Source organism: Shewanella sp. 10N.286.52.C2 (genome assembly GCF_002874545.1).
In the GTDB taxonomy this organism is placed as follows: Bacteria; Pseudomonadota; Gammaproteobacteria; order Enterobacterales; family Shewanellaceae; genus Shewanella.
The window spans coordinates 12,712-24,755 of record NZ_MCTV01000049.1 but is presented as its reverse complement, the minus strand read 5'-3'; the positions used below and the strand labels follow the sequence as shown (position 1 = coordinate 24,755).

10 protein-coding genes are annotated in these 12,044 nt (G+C 41.1%); 4 read left to right on the top strand and 6 right to left on the bottom strand.

The window, feature by feature from the left end:
* The first annotated feature begins 5 nt into the window (after nucleotides 1-5).
* A complete protein-coding gene (locus BCU94_RS16560; RefSeq protein WP_102436292.1) occupies nucleotides 6-662 on the top strand; it encodes a 3-oxoacid CoA-transferase subunit B in 657 nt (218 codons plus the stop codon).
* Between the two features lie 436 nt (nucleotides 663-1,098).
* Here BCU94_RS16560 and BCU94_RS16555 read toward each other — a convergent pair whose 3' ends face one another.
* The 5 genes from BCU94_RS16555 to BCU94_RS16535 all read right to left on the bottom strand — a co-directional run bounded on the left by BCU94_RS16555 (nucleotide 1,099) and on the right by BCU94_RS16535 (nucleotide 4,651).
* Nucleotides 1,099-1,467, bottom strand: a complete 369-nt coding sequence (locus BCU94_RS16555) for a hypothetical protein (protein ID WP_102477006.1) — start codon at nucleotides 1,465-1,467, stop codon at nucleotides 1,099-1,101.
* Nucleotides 1,468-1,687: 220 nt separating this feature from the next.
* On the bottom strand, nucleotides 1,688-2,194 hold the full coding sequence (locus BCU94_RS16550) for a hypothetical protein (protein WP_133149800.1): 507 nt from the start codon (nucleotides 2,192-2,194) through the stop codon (nucleotides 1,688-1,690).
* A 486-nt stretch (nucleotides 2,195-2,680) separates the two neighbouring features.
* Complete coding sequence (locus BCU94_RS16545; protein ID WP_102477004.1) at nucleotides 2,681-3,025, bottom strand: FKBP-type peptidyl-prolyl cis-trans isomerase; 345 nt, start codon at nucleotides 3,023-3,025, stop codon at nucleotides 2,681-2,683.
* A 556-nt stretch (nucleotides 3,026-3,581) separates the two neighbouring features.
* Complete coding sequence (locus BCU94_RS16540) at nucleotides 3,582-3,983, bottom strand: hypothetical protein (protein ID WP_102440648.1); 402 nt, start codon at nucleotides 3,981-3,983, stop codon at nucleotides 3,582-3,584.
* A gap of 152 nt (nucleotides 3,984-4,135) precedes the next feature.
* Complete coding sequence (locus BCU94_RS16535) at nucleotides 4,136-4,651, bottom strand: DUF1097 domain-containing protein (protein WP_102477003.1); 516 nt, start codon at nucleotides 4,649-4,651, stop codon at nucleotides 4,136-4,138.
* A gap of 415 nt (nucleotides 4,652-5,066) precedes the next feature.
* Here BCU94_RS16535 and BCU94_RS16525 point away from each other — a divergent pair, with 415 nt between their 5' ends.
* Both BCU94_RS16525 and BCU94_RS16520 read left to right on the top strand, forming a co-directional pair.
* Nucleotides 5,067-6,404: a coproporphyrinogen III oxidase family protein gene (locus tag BCU94_RS16525; protein WP_102477001.1), complete on the top strand. Its 1,338-nt coding sequence runs from the start codon at nucleotides 5,067-5,069 to the stop codon at nucleotides 6,402-6,404.
* Between the two features lie 406 nt (nucleotides 6,405-6,810).
* Complete coding sequence (locus tag BCU94_RS16520) at nucleotides 6,811-8,601, top strand: acyl-CoA dehydrogenase C-terminal domain-containing protein (protein WP_102477000.1); 1,791 nt, start codon at nucleotides 6,811-6,813, stop codon at nucleotides 8,599-8,601.
* A gap of 236 nt (nucleotides 8,602-8,837) precedes the next feature.
* Here BCU94_RS16520 and BCU94_RS16515 read toward each other — a convergent pair whose 3' ends face one another.
* Nucleotides 8,838-9,416: a thymidine kinase gene (locus BCU94_RS16515; RefSeq protein ID WP_076540377.1), complete on the bottom strand. Its 579-nt coding sequence runs from the start codon at nucleotides 9,414-9,416 to the stop codon at nucleotides 8,838-8,840.
* Nucleotides 9,417-9,720: 304 nt separating this feature from the next.
* Between BCU94_RS16515 and BCU94_RS16510 the strand changes: the two genes are divergently transcribed.
* The gene (locus BCU94_RS16510) at nucleotides 9,721-11,862 is read left to right on the top strand and encodes a M3 family metallopeptidase (protein ID WP_102476999.1); all 2,142 of its coding nucleotides are present in this window, start codon (nucleotides 9,721-9,723) and stop codon (nucleotides 11,860-11,862) included.
* Nucleotides 11,863-12,044: the final 182 nt, after the last annotated feature.

Genomic DNA, 12,044 nt, shown 5'->3' with positions numbered 1-12,044 from the left:
AGATCATGGCTTTATCAAGAGAACAACTTGCTCAACGTGTAGCGCAAGAAATGCAAGACGGCTTTTACGTTAACTTAGGTATCGGTATTCCGACCTTAGTGGCTAACTACATTCCTGCAGGCATGAGCGTGATGCTGCAATCTGAAAACGGCCTATTAGGTATGGGCGAGTTCCCAACTGAAGACACCATTGACGCCGACCTCATCAACGCAGGTAAGCAAACAGTCACCGCAGTTGATGGCGCATCATTTTTCTCATCGGCTGAAAGCTTTGCCATGATCCGTGGCGGCCATGTCGATTTAACCGTGCTCGGCGCTTTTGAAGTTGATGTAAACGGCTCAATCGCCTCTTGGATGATCCCAGGTAAATTGATTAAAGGCATGGGCGGCGCCATGGATTTAGTGGCAGGCGCTGACAATATTATTGTCACCATGATGCATGCTGACAAAAAAGGTAACTCTAAGTTATTACCTTTATGCGAGCTGCCATTAACCGGCTACGGCTGCATTAAACGTGTCATGACAGATTTAGCCTTTATGGAAATCAAAGACGGCGCATTTCACTTATTAGAACGTGCTCCAGGTGTGAGTGTTGAAGAGATTCAATCTAAAACTGCAGGTAAGTTGGTTGTGCCAGAGCATGTACCAGAAATGGTGTTTTAACTTCTAGCCAAAAGTTAATTTATTGGCCTTTTAAAAATCAAAAGCGAGCTTCATTGGAGGTTCGCTTTTTTGTTTGGTGTGATTTAAGTTTTATTTGAGAGTGCACCAAACTGCGTTTGGATTGATTGAGGTTTAAAAGATTAACGTCGTGGCGCTTCGCCCACACCAGACGAAAGGGAAACAACAGCATTTCCCTTCTCGATATCCCTTGCCGCTCCAACGAAGTTATTCTGAAAAGCGAATAAGCTGCGCCCTTATTCGAAAATAACTAACGCTTACGATGGGGCGTCCCTTCCCCCCGAAAGCTAGCCAGACATCCATGTCTGGACTTACGCTATTTTCTTCAACAACCACAGCAACTTCGAATGGAGATTGTTGAATCGGCAGGTTTGTTTTTAATTAGATATTCAATTTACTTTACCTAAACTTATTTTCTTCACTTACTGCCTTCTAAATAAACTCTTCCGTATACATAATAAATATACATAATCCAACAGGTATCAATCACTATAAGAATCAACATTGGTGAAAATTTATCAAAGAAACCTAAGATTGCTGAATACAATCCAGTGGAAGCATAAACACATAAGAAAGTAAGTTTGAAATCTGCATCATATTTAAACAGTTTTATTTCTTCCTGTGAAAAAAGCACGAGTAAAAATATAATTCCACTTACAGCTCCGACTGCATAATGTCCCGAAAAAGTGAAAAATAGACTTCCTTGCATAAACATAATTGGAATTATCGACGACTGTATAAAAGAATAGGTATCTTGACGCTCACAGCCTTCATAAGGGTTTTCCATTTATATAATTCCTTTTAATAAGTCGAGGCTTCATTATTTACAGCAATATCAAGCCATGTATTTGTCACTCTATCGCAATACGTCAGGGACAGAGTAAGGATAAGTGGGGCGGAACAAACTTTCTCTATCCAACACCAAATGAACCTGCGGGCTCGACGGCTTCCTTTGTAAGACTTTAAATACGTAGAACTAATTTGCGTGATGGAGGCAAACCATTGCATTAATCATAAATAGCTTTCTGATATGTTGAATCAAAGCCAACTAATAATTTTTCGACATAAAGTAGATTAAGCTCATTTGGCTTGAAATTTTTCCTCGCCGATATTTTGTCTCTGTACTTAATCAGAGCTTCTTTATCTCGCATCAAAAATGCTATATTCGCATTCACAAAGTCATTCCACATTAAAGGAAAATCATCCAAATCTTCCTCAATATCGATGACAGAGTTTGCATAAACAATTGCAGCTTCATATTCACCATTAAAGGCTTTCATTTGCGCTAGATGCCACCTTAAAGAACTTTTATTGGATTGATTAGCAATTATATATAACTCTAAAAGTTCAGCAGCTTCTTTAAAGCAAAACATCTTCTCAAGTGGACGAAAACCGTTATTCTCAGTTTGATCGAACTCTTCATATGTAAAAGCTAACTCATTTTGAATTTTGCTTTTTAGCAAAATTTCACATTCATCAGCAAGTAAATCACTAGAGGTAATCAGCACTAACATGATAATTAATCTTTTAAGCATAAGTTTGAACCATATCCTTTGCTTCATAAACTTAACAATCTGATAAGACTATAGAATATTCACATTAGAGTAAACTAATTAGAAAATCTCCAATTTCACCTGCGGATTCAATTATCTCCGTTGGAAGTTGCTGAGGGCGTTGAAGAAAATAGCGTGAGCCAGACATGGATGTCTGGGTAGCTTTCGTTTGGCCATGGATGGCCTATCGAAAGCGTCAGCTATTTTCGAATAAGGCCGAAGGTGACAACTTCGCCGGAGCGGCATGGGATGGTTCTTAGAAAGAGTAAGAGGGGGATTGCTGTTGTTTCCCCTCTTGGTCGGGTGTGGGTGGATAACCCACGACGTTGATTTAATGTGGCGAAACGCCACGACTTTAGCAACCGTCAGGTTGTAATCAAATCAAAGTAAACTAATCCAAACACTACAATGCTGATGATTAATCTCAGCAGTTATAAAGTACTAATATTAATCATCACGGGTTAGCACTTCTAATAATTCAATTTCAAAGAATAGATCAGAATTAGGCGGGATTTTATCGCCAATTTTGCGCTCGCCATAACCAAGGTGAGCAGGGACTGACAGTTTACGTGTTCCGCCGACCTTCATTGGGTTGTCCCCAATAATACCTTGATACCAACCTTGGATAACCCGTTTAGCGGTGATCACCACTTGAAATGCTTCTGAGCTATCAAATACGCTGCCATCGGCTAATTTACCGGTATATTTACAGGTGATTAATGCACCTTTTTCTGCGGCTTTGCCTTCACCAACCGTGATGTCGGTAATATTAAGTTCTGCAAGGGAGGTCATACGAATGCCTTTTCTATAAAATAATGTCGCTATGATAACAGCAAATTGACTCAATTCAGATGCTAAAAATAACTCATAGTCAGTATTTTGCAGCGTTTTTCATCGCTAAATGCTGTTGTAAACATGCTTAGATACTGCCAAACGTTTTTAGCCTATCTTCATTGTCGCTGGGGTAATGACCGCCATTGTTAAATAAGTGGGATCAAGAAAAATGGTTCTTAGAAAAGTAAGAGGCGGATTGCTGTTGTTTCCCCTCTTCGTCGGGTGTGGGTGGATAACCCACGACGTTGACTTTAGCAACCGACAGCTTGTAATCCTGCCACTAACTCTCAATCACCAATCACCAATCACCAATCACCAATCACCAGCTATCAAGTTACATCCAATCAAACAAACCATCAAACAAACCATCAAACCATCAAAAATCAGCCACAAAAAAGGGAATACCTTGGCATTCCCTACTTCACTAACTCACTAGCTAAAGCTTTGATTACAACTTTAACCAAAACGATGGCAACAAATCTCAACTTAGCCATTCAATCGGCAGATTGAAAACCTAGAAGTGATATCTCACCCCAGCAATGGCTTCTAATTTCACTTTAACATCATCAAGTATATACAAGGTCGGTTGTGCTTCAGCAAAAAAGGTAAAACGCTCCACTTTAGCGTGAGCACCAAACACCGCTCTAGCACCTAACTGAATATCATCTTTATGTGAGTCAGCAATTTTACCCCCAAGGCCCCAATAAAAATTTGGGTTATCTTGGAAATTAAAGGTTCTATCCATAGTAAAAGATAACTCGTCAAATCCAACACCAATCTTGTAATCATCAATTTTGACATTGATACCTGAATCACTACCCACCATTAAACCCACTTGTGGCGCGGCGTTAACTGATGAACTGCTAAAAAGACTGAATAAAGCGATGAGGGTTAAAGCCAGTGTTACGGATCTCATGTGATACCTTGCTAGATGCTAAATGGGGCAACATCCTAGCGAGTTAGCACAAGGGAGTAAATCAATTTGTGCTAACTCAATGACAAAAAACACTATGTATTAAAAGTATCAAAAACAAAAAATGCTGCTTTTACAATGGCTTACTAACAGACTTATAACTCTTTCGCTGCATTATTACTAGCGGCATCAACTGATTTATTTACCGATAAACCTTGAAACTTTTCAGTAAAATTAATCAACTGCCCCGTCAATAAACTCATGCTGTAACCCAGCATAGCGCCAATTAACAATGGCGGTAATATTGCAGCAATATCGCCTCCCATGGCAAAAGTGACACAACAGCCAATAAATGCCCCAGGAATGAATGCCAGCTTTTGATAGCTTGCCTGTAAACACATTGCTGAGGTTGCGATAGCTGTAAAGAGGTAACCAAATGTCGGTGACACAAACAAGCTACTGCCAGCAATAATTAACCAGCCCCAAAATACACCTGATAAATTAGTGCTCATGGCCATGAACATACCTTTTATGCCTGATTCAGCCTGAGCAAAAAAAGTACTACAACTTAAAAAGCCAATCCAAGTAACTAACTGAAATACATCGGCCACACCAGCCCATAATCCCGCCAAAAGCCCTGCTGAAATGGCTATCTGCCAACGATGTTTCATAGTTTTCCCCTTGCACATAGTTTATAAAATAAAATGAAGAGTTCTTTAAAAAATACAATTGCGCATAATGTACGCTATTTGCAGCCTGAGTAAAAGTGATCACACACGTGTTTTAATTAATTGCCCACCTGCCGCAACCACAGCGTTAGCACTATATTCAATATTAGTGATTCAAAATAAACTATTAACCACAATGAAAATTAGGAACGGTTAACGGCTTCGTACAAAAAAACAACAAATAATCAAAATCTTGCAGTCTGCAACTGCTACAAGAAAGTGATAACCATCAAACTTTAGTAACAAATTACCCTCTAATTTGTAGATATTTGTATCTTCATGCTTCAGCCGACATTTATCACCACTGGAGTCCATTAGTCTGGTTATATTAGACATAATGATATCAATGAGGGCTTTAATGAAATCCACTCTCTCAACCTCAAGGTTAGACCTTGCAACCAATAGCCTCGACTGGGTTATGGGTCAAACGATTAAACGCTCTTTAAGCTTGAAAAATGCGGTTGAAGTTGATGTTGACGCCAAAGACTATATCCCTGAACAACCCATCGAAACCCTCTATATTCACATTCCTTTTTGCCATACTTTATGCCGTTTTTGCTCATTCCATAAAATCAAATTTGTTGAAGGCATTGCCAGAGAGTATTTCAAAGCCCTGAGAAAAGAAATTAGAGAAGTTATTGCCAAAGGCTATACCTTTAACCGGGTTTATATTGGCGGTGGTACTACGACCATTTTAGAAGATGAGTTGATTAAAACCATCGAGATGATTAAATCGATCACCACGGTACGCGAGGTCTCTTGCGAAAGCGATCCAATCTACTTTAAAGAAGGCAATCCACATTTACTTAAAGGCTTAGTGGATAGAATGTCCATTGGGGTGCAAAGCTTTGACGATAAGATTTTAAAAGCCAGTGGCCGTTTTGAAAAGTTTGGCTCGGGATTACAGCAAGCTGAATACGTTAGCCGCGCCATTGAGGTCATCCCCACTGTAAACCTCGATATGATGTATGGCTTTAAGGTGCAAACGCCTGAGTCAATTGCTTGGGATCTTGAGCAAACGATTCGCTTAAGCCCTGATCAAATTACTACTTATCCACTGACTATCGGCATTGGTAAAAACCGTAAAAAAGCAGGTAGCCTTGCAGGTGAGCCTAATGAGCTTTGGCCGCAATTTCTAGCTGTTAAACAAGCGTTAGGTGACAAGTACATAATGGAGTTCCCATGGACATTTAGCCGTAATTTTGGCCAACCAGTTGAAAACAAATATGTGCTCGACGGTGAAGATTGCTTTGGGGTTGGCTCTGGTGCCTTTGGCCGCTTTGGCGAGCAATTCAACATTTCCAGCTTTGATATCCCAACCTATATTGAGCGTATCAATGCCGGCCATAGTGGTACCTGTTATACCAAACCTCTTGAGCAAAAAGCGCTAATACAACATCACTTAATGATGATGATGGGTCATGGTGTATTAGATAATCAACAATTTAAAGCCCATACTGGTAAAACATTGTGGCAGGCATTTCCCTTAGAAATGAGTTACTTGCATGCAGCTGGAGCAATAAAGAAACAAGGCAGTAACTACCGCACTACCACTGAAGGGCAATTTATTGCGCTGAAAATGTTCTCCGGTTTCTTAGCGGGAATGGACTATCTGCGCGAGCAAGCAAGGGAGTTGCCGTTATCACAACAGCAAGACCGCGAATTAACTGAATCAGTACTTACGTGCACTAACTAAATGCTATAACTAGGGCGATAAACGTGGTTTTGAGTTAAACTTTAGCAGCCATTGCCACAATACTGAATCGATGTAGCATTCACAGGGATGTGAGTGCTAGTTTCAAATCAATCACTCAAATCAATCACTCAAATCAGCTTTAATTCAAAACTAGCTCAATACAACCCATTGACTATATTACCTATTAGCATAATAGAAGCACATCAATCTCACTTTTCAATAGCCATCCACATTCAATAACGACACCTGACGCTATAATTGCCGCTGTAAAGTTAACAAACCGCCGATAAATAATTACTGAGTTTTTGCTCAAAGTTAGTTATGGTTAAACACCTGTTTAATTCTTGAACATCAATTCTGTCACTATGCGAGTAAGCACAGAAATATCATAAGAAAGGATCCTATTATGCCGATTTATCAAGCCCCCCTTAGAGATTATCAATTCATATTATCTGAATTACTTAATATTTATCAGCAACCTAACTTATCAGGTTTTGATGAAATCGACCCTGAGCTTGCTGATGCTATTTTGCAAGGCGTGGCCGATTTCACTACCGAGATTATGTTGCCGCTTAATGCTTCAGGTGATCTTGAAGGTTGTCAGCTTGTGGATGGCAAAGTGATTACCCCAAAAGGATTTAAACAGGCGTATAAACAATACGTTGATGATGGTTGGGCCACATTAACCTGTGATCCTGAATATGGCGGTCAAGGCTTACCCGAAGTTATTGGCACCTTTGCCACCGAAATGAAAACCGCCACCAATATGGCCTTTGCCATGTACCCAGGGTTAACCCATGGTGCTTACTCAGCTATCCACGTTCATGGTAGTGATGCACTGAAACAAAAATACCTTGCCAAGCTGGTCAGTGGTGAGTGGACTGGCACCATGAACTTAACTGAGTCTCATGCTGGCACTGATTTAGCTTTACTGCGCACTAAGGCAACCCCAGCTGCAGATGGCCAATTTGCCATTAGCGGTGAAAAAATATTTATCTCATCTGGTGATCATGATTTAGCGGAAAATATCATTCACTTGGTATTAGCTAAATTACCTGACGCTCCAGAAGGCGTTAAAGGGATCTCATTGTTTGCGGTACCTAAGTTTATGGTTAACGATGACGGCAGTTTGGGTGAAGCTAATAGTTTATCTGCCACCGGTCTTGAACATAAAATGGGTATTCATGGTAACTCCACCTGTGTGATGCATTTTGATAATGCTCTAGGTGAATTAGTCGGCGCACCTCATCAAGGTTTAAAGGCAATGTTCACCATGATGAATCAAGCCCGCTTAGGCGTCGGCATTCAGGGTTTAGGCGTGTCTGATATCGCTTATCAAAACGCATTGGAATATGCTAAAGGTCGCATTCAAGGCCGCGCGTTATCTGGTGCTAAACAACCAGAGCAAGCCGCTGACTCTATTTTAGTTCATGGCGATGTGCGCAGAATGCTGTTGTCGCAAAAAGCATTTAATGAAGGCACCCGCGCCTTAATGGGCCAGCAAGCGCTTTGGCTAGACTCTGCTGAGCGCCATACTGATCCCGCACAAGCAAAACAAGCTTCAATGCTGGCAGCGCTATTTACCCCAATAGTAAAAGGCTTTGTCACCGACCAAGGCTTTAAAGCCTGTGTTGATGCGCAGCAAGTTTATGGCGGCCACGGATATATTAACGAATGGGGCATGGAACAATTTGTCCGCGATATTCGCATTGCGATGATTTATGAAGGCACCAATGGCGTACAAGCATTGGATTTAGTTGGCCGTAAATTACTCTCAGATAAAGGCGCTGCACTGACATTGTGGTCAGGGATGGTTAAACAACTCATCCAAGAAAACAGCGCCAATGCAAACATGCAGCCTTACATTGCCGGCTTAATGGATGCGGCAGGCGATTTAGAAAAAGCCACTGGCTTTATCGTCAAATCTGCCAGCACTAATCCAGATATTATTGGAGCAGCTTCTATGGCCTACATGCAGTTATTTGGCATCACCACGCTGGCGTGGATGTGGACCCGTATTGCCGCCACCTCGTTTGCAGCTATTGAAGCTGGTACTGAAGAAACGGAGTTCTATAAAGGCAAACTTAAAACCGCTCAGTTTTATATGAGCTACTGGGGCAGTCAGACTCGAAGCTTACGTAAGCAAATTGAAGCAAGTAGCGAACATATTGCCAGCTTTGATGACGCGGATTTTTAATCGCTGATAACGATACATTCAAACTACGCCCTAATAATATCTGAGTTACTGGGGTAGCCAGGCTCGAAGTTTACCTAAGCAAATTGAAGCGAGTAGCGCATATTGCTAATTTTGATGAGGCGGATTTTTAACGCTGCTTTGTAAGTAACTACCAAAAACAAGTCCAAACAAAAACAGCGCCTATAAATCAATATAGGCGCTGTTTTATTTAAGAGTAACTCGTTAACTGCAACGAACTAGTCCCAAAGAAATTCTCTAAAATGCTTACGGCACACCGACTCGTAACTTTCGTTACCGCCAATGGCAACTTGCTCACCATCACGCATAGGCTTACCGTTGCCATCCAGTCTTAACACCATGTTGGCTTTACGGCCACAATGGCAAATAGTTTTAAGTTCTACCAATTTATCAGCCCAGGCTAATAAGTATTGGCTTCCGGTAAACAATTCACCTTGAAAGTCGGTTTTTAAACCATAGCACAGCACTGGAATATCAAAATTATCAACCACATGGGTTAACTGCTTAACTTGCTCTTTACTTAAAAATTGCGACTCATCAATTAATATGCAGTGCAGCTTTTGTTCAGCAAGTTGCTTTTCAATAAAATAAGCAAGGTTATCACCATCACTAAAAACATGGGCTTCGGTTTCAATACCAATACGAGAAGCCACTTTGCCAATACCATAACGATCATCAATTGACGCTGTCATGACTAAGGTATTCATTCCACGTTCACGGTAGTTGTACGATGATTGCAGTAGCGAAGTTGATTTACCTGCATTCATTGCAGAATAGTAGAAGTAGAGTTGCGCCAAAACGGTGTGTCCTTATGGTTATTTACCGTGGCAGTTTATCATTTTTTCAGCAGCGAAATAAGCGTTAGAATAGATAAACTCATGTCGGCATCACAAAAAATCATCTCTGTGCAGCTGCGCTTTTGAGCTAATCACCTCTCGCAGCAGTAATTACATGTTAAATCCAGTTAACATGTCACATTTATTAAACAGTTAACGTTAAAAAAGCCATCATAGTTCACGCTTTTTGTATTACTTCAGATACGATTAAGAAACAATTGATAGATTGTTTGAACAATAAAATATAATAGGAAGTCTAAACACTATGCATAAAACACTTGTTGCTGCAGCTATTGCTGCCACAATCGTCGTAGGTGGATGCTCAATCTCAAATACTGATACAACCCAAGCTGAAAACGTCACTATGATACAAGCAGATAATCCTTTTTTTGCTCCAAGCAGCTTGCAATATCAAACCCCTAATTTTGCTGACATAAAAAATGAGCACTTCTTACCTGCGCTTGAGCAAGGTATCAATGAGCATTACCAGCAAATCTTGGTTATTGCTAACAATCCAGCGCCTGCAACCTTTGAAAATACCATTGTTGCCATGGAAAAAAGCGGTGAACTATTAGGCCGTACATCGAAGGTTTTTTATAATTTAACCGGTTCAACAAGTAACCCTGAGCTACGTAAAATACAGGGCATTATGGCGCCTAAAATGGCAGCCCATTCTGACAACATTAATTTAAATGCTGCACTTTTTAGCCGCATTGAACAGATTTATAACAGCCGTGAAGGCTTAGAAATTAGCCCTGAAGCAAAACGCTTAATTGAAGTTTATCATCAACGTTTTGTTCTAGCGGGCGCTAAACTAACAGAAGCGCAAAAACAGCAAATTCGTGTATTGAATGAAGAGCAGTCAACCTTGACTAACGAATTCTCACAGCGACTAATGCGCTTAAGTAAAGAAATCGCCGTAGTCGTTGAGGATGAGTCAGAGCTTGCGGGTTTATCAGCAACCGCCATTAAATCAGCAGCCATTGATGCCAGTGCAGCAGGCCATGAAGGTAAATACTTACTTAGCATTACCAACACCACTCGTCAGCCTGTATTAGCCCAACTAGACAACCGTCAGTTACGTCAACAAGTATGGCAAGCATCTGCTAACCGCGGTTTAACGGGTGACAATGAAACCGCTTCTTTAGTGGCTCGTTTAGCGCAACTACGTGCCGAAAAAGCCCAATTACTGGGTTATGACAGTTGGGCAGATTACCGCTTAGCGCCACAAATGGCCAAAACCCCAGATGCGGTTTATAAGATGTTTGGCTCAATGGTGCCTGCTGTAGTTGAAAACACCCAAAAAGAAGCCGCAGACATACAAGCAATGATCACCAAAATGGGCGGCGACTTTACCCTTGAACCATGGGATTGGGCTTATTATGCCGAGCGTGTACGTAAAGAAAAATTTGATTTAGATGAGGCATCAATTAAGCCTTATTTTGAATTTAATCGTGTACTGGAAGATGGCGTGTTTTTCACTCTTAAAGAATTGTATGGCGTGACCTTAACACCAAGACCTGATCTGCCTGTTTATCACCCTGATGTAAAAGCGTATGAAATGTTTGATGAAGATGGCAGCAGTATGGCTATCTTTTATGCTGATTACTTTTCTCGTGAAGGTAAACGTGGCGGCGCTTGGATGAACTCGTTTGTGGGTCAGTCTGAGTTATTAAACAACAAGCCTGTGGTAGTTAATGTGATGAACATTAAGAAAGCCCCTGAAGGTCAGCCAACATTTGTGAGCTACAGTGAAGTCACCACCATGTTCCATGAAATGGGCCATGGTACCCACGGTATGTTCTCAAAAGTTACTTACCCATCACTTGCGGGCACCTCAGTATCACGTGACTTTGTAGAGTTCCCATCGACATTTGAAGAAGACTGGGCAGCGCACCCTAAAGTGCTGGCTAACTATGCTAAGCACTATGAAACAGGCGAAGTCATTCCTGAGGCACTACTAGAAAAATTACTTGAGTCTCGCAGCTTTAATCAAGGGTTTGACACCTTAGAGTATATGGCGGCAGCACTAGTTGATTTAGAGTGGCATTCACTTGCTGCTGATGTGCCATTACAAGATGTGGCGAGCTTTGAAGCAAGCGCCCTGAAAAAACACGGTGTTGACATTAAAGCGGTACCACCTCGTTACCGCTCAAGCTATTTTGCTCACGCTTTCCCGGGCGGCTACTCTGCAAGTTATTACGCTTACATGTGGAGTGAAATCCTTGCAGCTGATGCCTTTGCTTACGTACAAACTCAAGGCGGTCTAAACCGTGAAATTGGGATGAAGTATCGCAAAACCATTCGTGAAGTGGGTAACTCAGTACCACCAATGGATGCGTATAAAGCCTTCAGAGGTCAAGAGCCGACGACTGATGCATTACTTGAGCGTCGTGGTTTAAACTAACGCTATTAGAACCTTGTGGCTTAACATCATTTAAGTTTGGTTAAAGCTAATTTTATTTAGCACTTAAACTTAAATCCTAAAAATGCCGCTCATTTGAGCGGCATTTTTTTATCTCAATTTTCACCTAGATCCGAGTACGCTGATTAGCAGTACCTGTTAATCCCTATAATTGCTAACCCTTG